At 44.9% G+C, this 14,532-nt stretch carries 11 protein-coding genes and 2 tRNA genes; 7 read left to right on the top strand and 6 right to left on the bottom strand.

Annotation, left to right across the window (positions count from 1 at the left end; all coding sequences use genetic code 11):
- The first annotated feature begins 2 nt into the window (after window positions 1-2).
- Window positions 3-1,190 (top strand): choline ABC transporter ATP-binding protein, encoded by a 1,188-nt coding sequence (gene choV, locus AACV32_RS12750; RefSeq protein ID WP_017048788.1) that lies wholly within the window; start codon window positions 3-5, stop codon window positions 1,188-1,190.
- A gap of 132 nt (window positions 1,191-1,322) precedes the next feature.
- Here choV and AACV32_RS12745 read toward each other — a convergent pair.
- The 4 genes from AACV32_RS12745 to AACV32_RS12730 all read right to left on the bottom strand — a co-directional run bounded on the left by AACV32_RS12745 (window position 1,323) and on the right by AACV32_RS12730 (window position 4,980).
- A tRNA-Cys gene (locus AACV32_RS12745) sits at window positions 1,323-1,396 on the bottom strand.
- Between the two features lie 37 nt (window positions 1,397-1,433).
- Window positions 1,434-1,520: transfer RNA gene (locus AACV32_RS12740), tRNA-Leu, on the bottom strand.
- A gap of 346 nt (window positions 1,521-1,866) precedes the next feature.
- Window positions 1,867-3,312, bottom strand: a complete 1,446-nt coding sequence (gene viaA, locus AACV32_RS12735) for an ATPase RavA stimulator ViaA (RefSeq protein WP_017048789.1) — start codon at window positions 3,310-3,312, stop codon at window positions 1,867-1,869.
- Window positions 3,313-3,321: 9 nt separating this feature from the next.
- Window positions 3,322-4,980: an ATPase RavA domain-containing protein gene (locus AACV32_RS12730; protein WP_094123446.1), complete on the bottom strand. Its 1,659-nt coding sequence runs from the start codon at window positions 4,978-4,980 to the stop codon at window positions 3,322-3,324.
- A 277-nt stretch (window positions 4,981-5,257) separates the two neighbouring features.
- Here AACV32_RS12730 and AACV32_RS12725 point away from each other — a divergent pair, with 277 nt between their 5' ends.
- The 3 genes from AACV32_RS12725 to AACV32_RS12715 all read left to right on the top strand — a co-directional run bounded on the left by AACV32_RS12725 (window position 5,258) and on the right by AACV32_RS12715 (window position 7,721).
- Complete coding sequence (locus tag AACV32_RS12725) at window positions 5,258-5,773, top strand: NUDIX hydrolase (protein WP_017048791.1); 516 nt, start codon at window positions 5,258-5,260, stop codon at window positions 5,771-5,773.
- 109 nt (window positions 5,774-5,882) lie between these two features.
- Window positions 5,883-6,896 carry a low-specificity L-threonine aldolase gene (gene ltaE / locus AACV32_RS12720; protein ID WP_094145109.1) on the top strand — a complete coding sequence of 338 codons (1,014 nt, stop codon included), beginning with the start codon at window positions 5,883-5,885 and terminating at the stop codon, window positions 6,894-6,896.
- Between the two features lie 114 nt (window positions 6,897-7,010).
- Window positions 7,011-7,721 carry a TetR/AcrR family transcriptional regulator gene (locus AACV32_RS12715; protein ID WP_013867941.1) on the top strand — a complete coding sequence of 237 codons (711 nt, stop codon included), beginning with the start codon at window positions 7,011-7,013 and terminating at the stop codon, window positions 7,719-7,721.
- Window positions 7,722-7,731: 10 nt separating this feature from the next.
- On the opposite strand, the gene AACV32_RS12710 is transcribed toward AACV32_RS12715, so the two are convergent.
- Window positions 7,732-8,997 (bottom strand): DEAD/DEAH box helicase, encoded by a 1,266-nt coding sequence (locus AACV32_RS12710; protein ID WP_017047353.1) that lies wholly within the window; start codon window positions 8,995-8,997, stop codon window positions 7,732-7,734.
- A 607-nt stretch (window positions 8,998-9,604) separates the two neighbouring features.
- Here AACV32_RS12710 and AACV32_RS12705 point away from each other — a divergent pair.
- Together AACV32_RS12705 and AACV32_RS12700 are read left to right on the top strand one after the other, a co-directional pair.
- Entirely contained in the window at window positions 9,605-10,822 is a 1,218-nt protein-coding gene (locus AACV32_RS12705) for an aromatic amino acid transport family protein (RefSeq protein WP_017047351.1), read from the top strand.
- A gap of 184 nt (window positions 10,823-11,006) precedes the next feature.
- A complete protein-coding gene (locus AACV32_RS12700; protein ID WP_026028337.1) occupies window positions 11,007-12,434 on the top strand; it encodes a methyl-accepting chemotaxis protein in 1,428 nt (475 codons plus the stop codon).
- Between the two features lie 95 nt (window positions 12,435-12,529).
- On the opposite strand, the gene galE is transcribed toward AACV32_RS12700, so the two are convergent.
- The gene (gene galE / locus AACV32_RS12695; RefSeq protein WP_026028338.1) at window positions 12,530-13,546 is read right to left on the bottom strand and encodes a UDP-glucose 4-epimerase GalE; all 1,017 of its coding nucleotides are present in this window, start codon (window positions 13,544-13,546) and stop codon (window positions 12,530-12,532) included.
- Between the two features lie 208 nt (window positions 13,547-13,754).
- Here galE and AACV32_RS12690 point away from each other — a divergent pair, with 208 nt between their 5' ends.
- Complete coding sequence (locus tag AACV32_RS12690) at window positions 13,755-14,498, top strand: 5-oxoprolinase subunit PxpA (protein WP_026028339.1); 744 nt, start codon at window positions 13,755-13,757, stop codon at window positions 14,496-14,498.
- Window positions 14,499-14,532 lie beyond the last annotated feature (34 nt).

Below are 14,532 nucleotides of genomic sequence, written 5' to 3'. Positions count from 1 at the left end.
TCATGGACGCAATTACCATTAAAAACCTCGATGTTGTCTTTGGTCAGAACCCAAATGAAGCACTGCAACGACTCGACGCGGGTGAATCTCGCCAAGAGATTATCGATGCCTGCGGTCAAATCGTAGGGGTAGACAATGTCAGCCTTACTGTTAAAGAAGGCGAAATTTGCGTCTTGATGGGGCTGTCTGGTTCAGGGAAATCGAGCTTGCTGCGCGCGGTGAATGGCTTGAATACCATCAGCCGGGGATCATTAGAATTAAAAGATGGCAAACGCTTTGTTGACCTTGCCAGCTGTGATAAAGCAACGCTTCAGCATTTAAGGACAAATCGTGTCTCGATGGTGTTTCAAAAGTTTGCCCTTATGCCTTGGTTATCGGTTTTAGATAACGTGGCGTTTGGCTTAGAAATGCAAGGAATGAGTAAGAAAAAACGCCACCAACGTGCTCGTGAACAGCTAACAATGGTTGGCCTTGCTGAATGGGAAGATAAATTCCCCCACGAACTTTCTGGCGGCATGCAGCAACGTGTCGGTTTAGCGCGTGCTTTTGCAATGGACAGTGACATCCTGTTAATGGACGAGCCATTCTCAGCACTTGATCCGCTGATTCGTGCGCAACTGCAAGATGAGTTATTAGATCTACAAAGCAAACTCAACAAAACCATCTTATTTGTTAGCCACGACTTAGATGAAGCACTAAAAATAGGTAATAACATCGCGATTATGGAGTCAGGAAAACTGATTCAGCACGGTAAACCAGAAGAAATTGTCCTTACACCCAAAACGGACTACGTTAAAGAGTTTGTGGCACACACTAACCCTCTTAACGTACTAAAAGGACGTTCGTTAATGCAGCCCATCGAACAGTTAAAGCAACAAGACGAACGTTGGCAGGTCTGCAAAAAACAGGATGTTTGGGTCGCACAACATGATAAAACTCTGACGCTATATGGAGCAACGTCGACCGCTCTTATCCACTGGGATACCCAAGTCAGCGATATGTCGAACATTGATTCATCGATGATGATTATTACAACACCTGATATTGATATGCGTAGCGCGATTGAGTTGAAACATCGAACTCAAAATCCGATTCTTCTGATGGAAAATAATCAGCTCGTCGGCGTCTTAAGCGACCAAGAAATTTACAGTGCCCTACTGGGAAATTATCAAACCGAAAAGGCGGCTTAACACTCACCTCTGTACATTGCTGTCAATGTCATGTTAACGCCATCATACCGATGGCGTTATTTTCTAAACAGGCTGTTGATTCTTAATCACATAGATCAAAAAAAGACGCTAAAAAGCGTCTTTTTTTGTTTTTGGAGGCGCGACCCGGAGTCGAACCGAGGTCCACGGATTTGCAATCCGCTGCATAACCAGTCTGCCATCGCGCCTTTAATTTTTTGTTGCCCTTAATGAGCAAAGAATAGATGGTGCCCCGGGCCGGACTTGAACCGGCACGACTCGAAAGTCGAGGGATTTTAAATCCCTTGTGTCTACCAATTTCACCACCAGGGCACGCAATTCTGGATTGCGATGCCGTCAACTGAATCAGTTACACACCATCGAAAATTTTTTGAAGTACATTCGCTAGCTTTGTTATTAACAACATTTGGTTATTAAAAACATTTGTTATTAAACATTGCTTTGCAGCTTTTAATAACTCTGCTCATCTTGCTGAGCAACTAACTCCTGACATTGTTCTTTCGGGCTTTGCCGTGAGAACGAGGCGTACTTTAACGGATTAAGAAAATGAGTCAACAATAAATTTTCCACTTATGAATCAAGTGACTAAGAATCGACCCACAAAGGATAGAAGGCGAACAATTAGAGCAACAATCCATCAGTTTTTCTCAAGTGATCGTTACCATTTTTTCATCAGTCGCCCGACGAGATTAGGATGGTATGCCCAGCAGTGATCAAACATCGCCATCAACTGTGGATTACCATAGCGAGACAAACTCACCGCATGGAAACGATTTTTTTGATGTTTTAAGGTCGCGATTTTTTCTAGCAGAGCTTCCGGCGGTTTAGGTGCGATGAAATCCGACAATACGACCAAATCTGCATTGCGGTATTTGTCACTGTTCATCAGTTCAACCGATTGTTCTAGTACAGGATCTAAATCCGTTCCGCCGTGAAATGAATAACTTAAAAAATCACTCGCTTCACGCAAGCCATCTTGCTTGGTCAGCTCATAGGTAATTTGCTGAGTAGAAAACAGCATCACGTAGCACTCGCGCCTCTCAGCGAGAGCGATCTGCATCAGAGCATAAGCCATCGCTTTTGCGCACTGTTCTGGGAAACCACTCATGGAACCAGAAGCGTCCACACATACGATGAACGGCCCTTTTTCAATCTCAAACTGTTTGTGCTCTGGTTGGTACGCTTTGACTTTACGCAAGGTGCGAGACTTGCCTTGCATGCGATAGTTCATCAAGCGCTTATCCACTAAATGCTTGTAGAAAACCACCTCAAGTTCAGGATAGGCAAGAAACATGGTTTCGTTGGGCAGCAGCTTGTTCAGATCATCACTTTCGTGGATGCCGACGATGTCATCCGTCGCTTCGTCCGATTTCTCCTCCACCATTTGCAGCGCTTCGGCTGGAGTGCGGTTGAGATCCGGGTCATCGACTTCGCCAGCCATGCGCCCAAGCTGTTCAGCAATCTCTTGCAATCCTTTGTTCTTTTTCAAAAATTCCGCATGGCGTTTCATGACACTAATGTCTGTTTTACTGAGCTTCGCCGATGCCATATCCCACAAGCGACCGACGCTGCTTTCATCGCCCGATTCCGTGACTTTATCCATGCTTTTCATGGTTTCCATACGCTGGTACAAATCGGCCAACACTTTTTCTTTGTTACTTTCAAGTTCGTTGATTTGCGCTTGTTTAATCGCATGGCAAAGGCTTTGATACCATTGATCACAAAAGAAATGAGGGAACATGGGGTTATGCAACCCCTTGTTTTTTTCGATTAAACGACGTGCTTGGAGATAAAATGCTGAGTGCCATTCCAACTGTTTGATTATCTCGTTAATCCGAGTAAAGAAGGTCTCTTCATCCCAGTGAATTACTTCTTGGTATAAGGTCAACTCTTGTTGAAAACGCTCAGTTTCACACACTTTTGTAATGCGTTTTTTGACACTACCACGCCACTTAGTTAGGTGATTTTTAACTGAATTCGCCACACCGCGGTTTTCAGCCATCATCATCACTTGCGAGCGCGCAAGCAAATCATTCACTGCCGTATCAATGATGCCCGAGTCGGCAATCATTAACGCTAAATTTAAACCATCGGCACCAAGCATCTTCTCTCCTTACGCAAAAAACTGGTTTAGGTTTTTAAAACGAAGCACCGTTTTTTCGCATTCGGTATGAGTCGATTCAAGTAATTGCTGTAGATGCTGCAGCGTCGCTTCCATAGCGGTGGGCAGCTCCGGATCAATGAAGTTATGCGGCAAAGCGCCGTGAAACTTAGAACGTACTTTACGCAAATGGTGTTCGGCATGTTGCAACTGTGCAACGGCTTGATCCGCTTTCGTAAGCCACTCTTGATAAAGACTTTCGTCTAAACCTTGCTCAGTCACCAAACTCACCAACACCGAGCGATTAGCAATATCTTTAAGAACGAGGTTATTACCAGCATCTAAATCAAATCTTAAACGGCACAAATTGGTATTTTGATTCACATAACCATACACATCGCCATGCCCCTCTTTGATCGTTCTTTCAAGCTCGCTTTTAGGCACATAAACCCAGCGGCTATCGCCTTTTTCGGCCTCAGAGACGGACATATTGCTTTGCAGCAATACCAATTTGACCAAGTCATGAGCGGTACCTACCTGATAGGTTTTTGCCGATTTGGTATCAAACTGATGCACTTGCTTTTTAATCAAACCGGATGATGTTTCCAGCGAGAGCAACATGCCAAATTCAGACTCTAGCTCTTCTTGAATCTCAGCCAGCTCTTCACGGCACACTACGATTTGATGTTCAACTTCTTGTTGGTCAAAAGCATGTTTCAACGCAAAGTCGCGTATAACGCGGCGCACAATATCGCGAGAATCGGGGCTATTCCAAAGACAATCTTGCAGCAGCAGTAAATCAAGCGGGTTGATTGAGTCGCGGCCATTAAAAAACGCACTCGCTTTGAGCAGCTTCACCGCTTTTTTCCAACGACGATCTGAAACGTACATATCAATACTTGCCGCAGCGGGCTGATTTTCAACGGCATGCTCTAGCATGTTTTTCAGCTCAAATAACTTTTCAAACACATCATCTGTCAACAGTAAATCGTCAAGTTGTCGCTGCCATGAGTGGTACTCTTCATCGGTAATCGCAAGCCCTTCAGGGATGCGCGCTTCTTGTGGCGTACCGACAGTCAGCATCGATTTGAAATTCTGCTTATTTTGAATACGGTTGACAAACACACGCACTAACATGCGATCGTACAAGGCATCTAAACCACTCTCTTCATCCGGTAATTCGTTCGATGCCGAAACCAGAAGACGCATTGGTACACATTCAATATCGCTCCCATTTTTGAAGGTTTTTTCATTCACAACCGTTAATAAGGTGTTCAAAATGGCGGGGCCTGCTTTCCAAATTTCATCAAGAAAAACCACTTGTGCGGTAGGAAGATAGCCTTTGGTTAGGCGAACATAGCGCCCATTATCTTTTAATTCTTGAATGCTTAATGGACCAAATACCTCTTCTGGTGTTGAGAAACGCGTCATGAGGTATTCAAAATAACTGCTGTTATCGAAGGCTTGGATCAGACGTTTCGCAATCAAACTTTTTGCAATACCAGGAGGGCCGAGTAGGAAAACACTTTCCCCCGCTAAAGCAGCCAGTAGACAAAGTTTGATGGTGTCTTCACGCTCATAAACACCATCCGATAAGGCCTTAGCAAGCTTATTTATGCGCTCTGAAAGTAGCGCTTTTTGCGCATGAGATGCAGGAGTAAAATTGATCACTTAAGCGCTCCAAATGGTTTGTATATATAACTTTATACGACTGTTATTGTTTTGTTACAAATAGATTTTAGTATAAGCGCCCACTTATAGCAGATCTCTTTTCTGTGAAATTCTTCGAAATCAATGTTTGCATATATGAGACTGACATCACTGATTGTGCAAGCAATATTGATACTTAGGTTATCGTTTTACTTTGTCTTAGCCACAGATTCTCGGTAAGGTTGAACCCTTATCACCATATCAGTCATTGGCTAGCCACAATTAAAGAAGAGTTTGCATGAGCAAAACCATACATACATGGAAAACCATTTCATTAGTGCAAGAGGATGTCACCCTTCCTACGGGCAAAAGCATTGAGCACACCACCATAGTCCATCCGGGCGCGGCCGTGATTTTGCCGATCACAGAACAAGGCGATATTATTCTGATTAATCAGTTTCGCCCCTCACTCAAAAAGTGGTTGTTAGAGCTCCCAGCAGGCACTTTAGAAAAGGGGGAGCTTCCAGCCGAATGCGCGCACCGTGAGCTTGAAGAAGAGACAGGATATAGCGCAAGTGAGCTGATCACTTTAGGGCAAGTCACACCATTAGCTGGATTTTGTGACGAAATACAGCACCTGTTTGTCGCTAAACAGTTAAGCAAAACTGCACGATTATCATGCGACGATGATGAAGTCATTGAGGTGGTGACGCTTTCGATCCAGGAATTGGAGCAAAAAATCATCACTGGGCAAATCACAGATTCAAAAACCATTGCCTGCCTAAGTAAGGCGAAGCTGTGTGGTTATCTATAAAATACTTAGCCATCAATAAAGGGCTTATTTATCAATAAAGTACAAGCACAGATAAACATTGAAGTGAAAAAGCTTCTAGCAAAAATAGAAAAACGCATGAGGAGATTATATGGATTTTCGATCAGATACCGTTACTAAACCCACCGCCGCGATGCGTGAAGCAATGGCTAATGCCGACGTGGGTGATGATGTGTATGGCGATGACCCAACCGTCAACGCCTTAGAAGAGTGGGCCGCGCAGCGACACGGTTTTGAAGCGGCGCTATTTACCACGTCAGGCACACAAGCCAACCTGCTGGGTTTAATGTCACATTGTGAGCGTGGCGATGAGTACCTGTGTGGCCAACAAGCGCACAACTACAAATATGAAGCGGGGGGCGCCGCGGTTCTTGGCTCTATTCAGCCGCAGCCAATCGAAAATAACCCTGATGGCACGTTAGACTTCGATAAACTGCGCGCGGCCATTAAACCTGATGATGCCCACTTTGCTCGCACGCGACTACTTAGCCTTGAAAACACCATCAATGGCAAAGTTCTACCACTCGCCTATTTAGCGCAAGCGCGAGCGTTTGTTGATCAACACCATTTGGCACTGCATTTAGATGGCGCGCGCGTATACAACGCCGCTGTAGCGCTGGATGTGGATGTTAAAGAGATTGCGCAATACTTTGACTCAATGACGGTCTGTTTATCTAAAGGGCTTTCAGCTCCTATCGGCTCGCTGCTGTTGGGTTCAAAAACCTACATTGCCAAGGCTCGACGTTTAAGAAAAATGCTCGGTGGCGGCATGCGTCAAGCCGGCATTTTGGCCGCAGCAGGCCATCTTGCATTGACTGAACAAGTCACTCAGCTGAAGACTGATCACGACAATGCCCAATATTTAGCGCGCAAATTAGCGGACTTAAACGGGTTTTCCGTCAATCCAGATTTAGTGCAAACTAACATCGTATTTGCCAAATTAGCTGATTCTATCGATATCCATACAATTACCAATCAGTTGGCGCAAGATGGAATAAAAGTTTCGCCAGGTAATCCGGTACGTTTTGTGACCCATAAAGACGTCTCACGCGATGATATTGATTTTCTAATCAGCAAACTCTCCCTTTATCTCCGATCCAATTAACATTGTGCAGTCATAACCTTATCATCGGCTATGACTGCCAAAGCGTTTTTTCCGTGAAACTACCTCTCAAATCTGGTACAACTGCGCTCGTTAAAAAATGAGACGAGTTAAAAAATGACCAAAAGACAAGGCCGCCGAAGTGCCACTGATGCCCAAAAAACCAAAAGAGACATTCTAGTGGTCGCTGCGGATCTGTTTTGCGAGCTAGGTTATGCACGAGTGTCATTACGAACGATCAGCGAAAAAGCTGGGGTTTCGCACAGTTTGCTGCGTCATCATTTCGGTAGTAAAGAGCAAATATGGCGCAGTATCAGCGATGGTCTCCATCTTTATATGGAGAATTATTTACGTCATATATTGAAAGAGATCCCAGCCAACACCCCCGCCAACGTGCAGTTGTATTTGTTCATTGTACGGCTGCTCGCGCATATGCTGACCGTCAAACAGCCGATTCAACTGATCGCCGATGCGGTAAGACAAGAAGATGCTCTGTTTGATTATTTTATCGACAGTGCAGGTGAAATTGAGCAGCTCGTCGAACAACTTGCCGAGCAATACAACCGTGAATTTTCAGCCACACCAATAAAGGTGTGGGAGATAAAATGGCAGATGATCATGTACGCGCACGGCGCGGCGAGCCTCACGCCATTTTTAAAAGAAACATGGTCAGATGAAACTCAAGATGTGAACCAATGCTTACTAAAACATTGGCAACTCTTTAATGACTTGATGATCGCCAAGTTCCATATCGACGAAGCTCAGACGCTCTGTCCGAACTCCATCAATGAGTTGCTGTATGATATTGAATGTGACTGGGCCAGATAAAGCGGGCGCTTTATCGCTTACCTCTACCTGCATGGATGTTTAGTTTTGCTTTCATCTTTCTTTTTTCCGCTGAACGGCTAGGTTTACGGCTGCTACGCTCAGTCGGTAAGGCTTCCAACAAACTCGGCTCAAACCCTTTTAACCACTCTTGTGGCAGGCGTTGATTGAGTAAGGCCTCTATCGCTTCAAGCAGATACTCTTCATCTCGGCTCATCAAAGAGACCGCGAAGCCCGTTAGCCCGGCCCGACCTGTGCGACCAATACGGTGCACGTAATCTTCCGCTTTATAGGGCATGTCGTAGTTAACCACTTGCTCAAGTTGCTGAATGTCAATTCCACGAGCTGCAACATCGGTAGCGATCAACGCTCTAACTTTACCTGATTTAAAATCATCCAATGCTTTTTGGCGCGCCCCTTGGCTTTTATCGCCATTGATCGAGGCCGCTTTGATGCCGTCCAATTTCAGTTCTTTGGCTAGTTCATCGCTACCTTGTTTAGTTTTGGTAAATACCAAGACTTGCTGCCAATTACGTGAACCAATTAGATAAGCTAATAACTCGCTTTTACGTTTTTTATCCACTGGATAAACGATCTGTTTTACAGTATCAGCGGTCGCGTTGGCCGGTGAAATTTGCACGCCGACAGGGTCGCGCATCATTTTGTGTGCTAATGCTTTGATTTTGTCATCAAAGGTGGCCGAGAAAAATAGCGTTTGGCGTTCATCATTCATGCGTTTCAAAATACGTTGGATATCAGGCAAAAAACCCATATCGAGCATGCGATCGGCTTCATCCAGCACCAACACTTCGGTTTGCGTCAGGATAATGTTGCGCACAAACAGATGGTCAATTAACCGCCCAGGCGTCGCAATTAAAATATCCGCACCGCCACGCAAGTTACGTGTTTGCACTTGCATGCTGGTTCCACCATACGCGGTGACAATCTTCAATGTAGTGCTTTGTGCATAAGCACTTAAGCTATCAAACACTTGTTGAGCCAGCTCACGAGTCGGAACCAAAACAAGCGCGCGCACAACTTTACTATTGGCTTCTCGCTCGGCTTGGTTATCAAGAAAACGTTGCAAAATAGGTAAACCGAAAGCTGCCGTTTTGCCAGTACCCGTTTGCGCCCCAGCCATGACATCTTTACCAGCCAAAACATGCGGGATAGCTTGAGATTGAACATCCGTCGGTTGTTCAAAACCTAAAGATTGCAGAGCGCTAACTAATGTGGTTGAAAGTCCTAAACGTTGGAATGGGTGCACAGTATCAGACATTGCAGCTTACCTATTGGAAATCAGGGCGCGGATTGTAACAAAGCGCAAGGTAATCGCCTATTCAAAATCAGCGGAAATCAGCAGTGTTAGGGAATTGATACATGAGGGGGGAATGTAAGGAGCATAGCCAGCATAGGCTGCTGGCTGGTACTATTCTGCGCTCTGTTCAGAGCATTCATGAGATACAGAGTCATAATCGGATAAATCAAATCCGATCTCCATGGCGTCGAGCCACTCTAAGCACTCATCGTTTTTATATTGGTCACTCATTAATCGACCTCCTTTGATATTTACTGAGACGGGATTATCACGTCGCAAGATCCTTTTTAAATGATTTATATGACAGTTTTTTGAAAGCGAATAGTCAAATTAATCATCACCACAATATCTATCACAGCGAAACGATTTCGACCACTCTTATTTAGCCGCCACCTTGCCATGTAAACAAAAAAATACACTCATGGATTTTTATTTTTACAAAGCTGTTGAAAATGAATCCGAAGTTCTACAATATAGCCCAAAATGAGTGGATTAATGGTCAACACCCCGTTGTATTCATATATATCACTCCCTGAAACACAACATAACGTATAAAGAACTTTACACCATGACTCAATCAAAGATTTTCGGCAGTACTTTGATCATCGCAGGGACCACTATCGGTGCAGGCATGCTAGCTCTACCGCTCGCTTCTGCAGGTATCGGCTTTGGCACATCATTACTGATTATGATCGCCCTCTGGGCATTAATGGCTTTCACTGCATTGTTAATGGTTGAAATCCATCAATATGCAGACAAAGACGCCACCTTACATACATTGGCTAAACAGATCTTAGGGCAAAAAGGAAAATGGGTAGCGAGCTTTGCTATGCTATTTTTGTTCTATTCGCTTTGTGCAGCTTACATTGCCGGTGGCGGCGCACAATTCACTCATCGCCTGACAGAGTTTGCTGGCATTGAGATCAGCAATCCGCTAGGCACCTTGCTTTTTACTTTACTGGTTGCACTTGTGGTGACGATCGGCACCAGCACGGTTGATAAAGTGAACCGCCTGCTGTTTGCCGGTAAAATGGTCGCGATGATTATAGTGCTCTCATTTCTTGCACCTAATGTTTCTCAGTCATACTTGCTTAGTATGCCACTTGAGCAAGGCTTAATCGTTGCTGCAATTCCCGTCATTTTCACCTCATTCGGTTTCCACGGCAGTATTCCGGCGATTGTGAATTACTTAGATGGCGACACCCCTTCGCTGCGCAAAGCCATCTTAATTGGTTCTGCTATCCCGTTGATTATTTACATTTTTTGGCAGATCGTCACGTTAGGTGTCGTTAGCCAACCTCAGCTGGTTGAGAATTCCGGCCTGAGTGCGCTAATTGTGACATTAGGGCAAACCGTTCATCAATCCAATTTAAGCAGCATTATTGGCGTGTTTGCCGACCTTGCACTTTTGACGTCATTCTTAGGCGTAAGCTTGGGCTTGTTTGAATTCATGGGCGATACGATTAAGAAAAAGAACATTCCATTGCACCGTATGGCTGCCTCCGTCATCACCTATCTGCCACCATTAGTCTTTGCGCTATTTTACCCTCAAGGCTTTATTATGGCGCTCGGTTACGCGGCTATTGCGTTGACTATTTTGGCCATATTCTTACCGATTGTGATGGTGATTAAAGTGCGTTCAAACCAAGTATTCCAACCGCAGGGTGGAACACAATATCAAGTCAGAGGCGGCAAACTGGCTCTGACCATGACAGCAACCATTGGTTTGATGATCGTCACTTCGCAAATCTTTATTAGCCTTGGTGTACTACCCGCTCTGGGTTAATCAATTAAAGTTAAAAGTGGGGAGAGTAATATTACTCTCCCCACTTTTAACCTAAAATAAGATCAAAGTCTCAATCTTGATATTTAAGTCAACATTCATTTCATAAAATTCTGCACGAACACACACATTTAGCCTTAGTATATTTATAAAATTTACTATTACTTTTTTGCATATCGGAGCAGCAATGAAAGAAGTTCAGTTCAGGACGATTGACCGCGTGTTCATTAAAATGTCAATTAATGACAAGATGTGGGTGATCTTCGCTTTATTCCTCACCGCTTTAAGCTTTGTCGCAGGAAATCGCTATGTTGATTCACTGGCCCAGATAGAAGCGCAATCGAAGTTGGCCGTTGAGTACAAACTGCAAGGTCTGCTTGCCAGCGGCGCAGATCCACAAACCCTTTCAGCGGTTGAAACTCGCCATTCTTTAGCCGCAACTAGTTATCAAAAAGGGGTGATTACCGCCACAGCAAAACACAGCGATGGCAAAGTTTACGCACTGACAGAGAATCTCTCTTATCTTGAAAAAGACGCTCGGCGATCGGCACTCTCGACTTTTCTGTTGAGCTATTTGTGGGCAATCCCTTTTGCTATTTTCCTCTATTGGGTCGCTACTTTTATTGGCGGTGCATTGTGGGTGCTATACACAACAACCTTGAAAATTTCAAAAGGTGATTTAACTTCACGATTAGGTTTTCATCCCGGTCGAGATGAGTTTGGTACCATCGGCTGCGCGCTCGATAACGCCATGGACACCTTGACCGAACTGGTAGTTTCAGTAAAACAAAACGCCACCACTCTCGGTGAGACATCCAGCTCTTTTGCCCATGAGATGAAAGAGAGCGAGCAACAAATCAGTAGCCAATACGCTTCCTTGGATTCCGTCGCCACGGCCATGGAAGAGATGACGGCCTCGGCGCAAGAAGTCTCCACAATTTCCCAACAAGCCAATCAGCAAGCCGATCAAGATTCAAAACAAGCGGAAGAGAGCTCACAACTAGTTCAGCAAGCGATTAATGAAATTTCCCAGTTGTCAAAGTTCATTGAACAAGCCTCTCATTCGGTGTCTACATTGAATGAAAATACAGCTCAGATTAACGATGTGATCACCACCATCAATGCCATTTCGCAACAGACGAACTTATTGGCACTGAACGCTGCAATAGAAGCGGCACGTGCTGGTGAACAAGGGCGCGGTTTTGCCGTGGTAGCTGATGAAGTTCGTACCTTAGCTAGCCGCACGCAAGCGGCTACTGTTGAAATTCAATCCATGATTGAGAAGCTGCAAACCGAAAGTCAAGATATCGCACGCATTACTGAGCAAACGGTTAGTCAAGCTCAAACCAGTAGTGATTTAGTCGCTAACATCGGCAATAACGTCAATCAAATTGCTGAATCAGCAAAAATGATCAATGACATGAGTATTCAAATTTCAACTTCAGCCGAAGAGCAAAGCGCCGTTGCTAATGATATTGCTGCTGAGCTGAGTGATATTCGTACACAATCCAATGCGATTCGCAGTGTTGCGCAAACCTCATCGCAAGGTGTCGCTAGCCTTGCAAACGCTTCGCGCAACCTTGGTGAAATTTTAAGCCGTTATCGGACTAACTGATCATTGGATTGCTTGAGTAACCAAGTCAGATCAAAATAGCCAGTCATTTGACTGGCTATTTATTTCATTCATCGCAGAGAAGTTGAAGCAAGAGCTTAAGACTCAGGATAACCTTGTGGATTATTTGACTGCCAACGCCACGTATCTTGTGTCATCGCTTCTAGGCTGCGAGTCGCTTTCCAACCTAGATCCGCCATCGCTTTGCTTGGATCTGCCCAACACTCCGCAATATCACCAGCGCGGCGTTCGACCAATTGGTACGGCACGCTTTTACCTGACGCTTGTTCAAACGCTTTCACCATCTCTAGTACACTGTAGCCATTTCCTGTGCCTAGGTTATAAATGTGCAAGCCTGCTTGTTGGCCTACTTTTTCCAGCGCAGCAATATGACCATCGGCTAGGTCCATTACGTGAATATAATCGCGAACCCCTGTGCCGTCTTTAGTGGAGTAATCACTGCCAAAAACAGAGAGAAATGCTCTTCGACCCACAGCCACTTGCGAGACAAAAGGCATTAGGTTGTTCGGAATACCTTGTGGATCTTCACCTAACTCGCCTGATGGATGTGAACCTACAGGGTTAAAATAGCGCAGCAGTGTAATGCTCCAATCTGGGTTGGCTTTATGGAAATCGGCCAAGCACTCTTCAACCATTAACTTACTACGCCCATAAGGGTTGGTCGCACTGGTTGGGAAATCTTCGGTAATAGGCACTGAGGCTGGGTCACCGTATACGGTTGCAGATGAACTAAAAACAAGTGCCTTCACGCCAGCTTCACGCATGGCCGCCACCAGTACCAATGTGCCATTCACATTGTTATCGTAATATTCCAATGGTTTTTCTACTGACTCACCGACTGCTTTTAAGCCTGCGAAATGGATCACCGCTTGAATATTTTGCGCTTTCATCACTTCAACCAGTTGTGCTTGGTTGCGTACATCACCATGGACGAACAGCGGCTTCACACCGGACACTTTTTCGATGCGCTCTAAAACCGATGCTTTACTATTGTATAAGTTATCAAAAATTACGGGTGTCATACCGGCGTGGATCATTTGAATGCAGGTATGGCTGCCGATATACCCCATCCCGCCTGTCACTAATACGTTCATTGTTTTTACCTTCTGACATTGGTTGTGCAAGTTTAACGACTTTCAACCTAAACTTCACTTATAAATCAATCTGCTTTAATGTTTGTCTATCAGGCCAATTCGCTCTCTTTCGGCCCATACTTATCGCCAAACAATGAATCGGATCACTGTATATTGCCTTTGATTACGGCAAGTTACTCAACATGGACACTCAAGGATGATGCAACCCGTGACAAGAAGAACAATCACTCTCAATTGTGACATGGGCGAGAGCTTCGGTGCATGGCAAATGGGCGCTGATGAGTTGGTGATGCCTTGGATTGACATGGCCAATATTGCGTGTGGCTTTCATGCCTCTGACCCACACGTGATGAGCCGAACGATTGAGCTGGCGATTCAATTTGATGTAATGATTGGCGCTCACCCGGGTTACCCCGATTTGCAAGGTTTTGGTCGCCGTTCAATGAGTTTTAGCGAAGAAGAGATCTGCGAGTTACTGATTTACCAGATTGGTGCACTCAAGGCATTATGTGAGAGCAAAAATGCCGAGATAAGCTACGTCAAACCTCATGGGGCTTTATATAACGATATGATGCGTGACAAATCTGTCTTTCGCGCAGTGGTCGATGCAGTTTCTTGCTTCAATGTGCCCTTGATGATCTTAGCTTCAGGCAATAACCAAGATTACCTTGATATCGCCGATATTTATGACGTGCCATTGCTGTTTGAAGCCTTTGCCGACCGAACTTATCTCGCTAATGGTATGCTCACTCCAAGAGGCCAAGCCAATGCGGTGCTGACTAATGAAGAGGCGATCATCAATCAAATTAAACAACTGGTTGATTACGGAAAAGTGACCAGTTCGGATGGCTTTGTGATCCCTATCGAAGCCGATACGATTTGCGTGCATGGCGATAATCCGGCAGCGATTGAACTGATAGAGAAAATCCGAATTTGTCTACGAGAGCGTTGAACCATTACTCGTATATCTCCTAGCAGCCACAACG

It is taken from the genome of Vibrio sp. B7 (genome assembly GCF_963888765.1).
Lineage (GTDB): Bacteria > Pseudomonadota > Gammaproteobacteria > Enterobacterales > Vibrionaceae > Vibrio > Vibrio anguillarum.
This window is presented reverse-complemented; position numbering and strand designations above follow the sequence as displayed.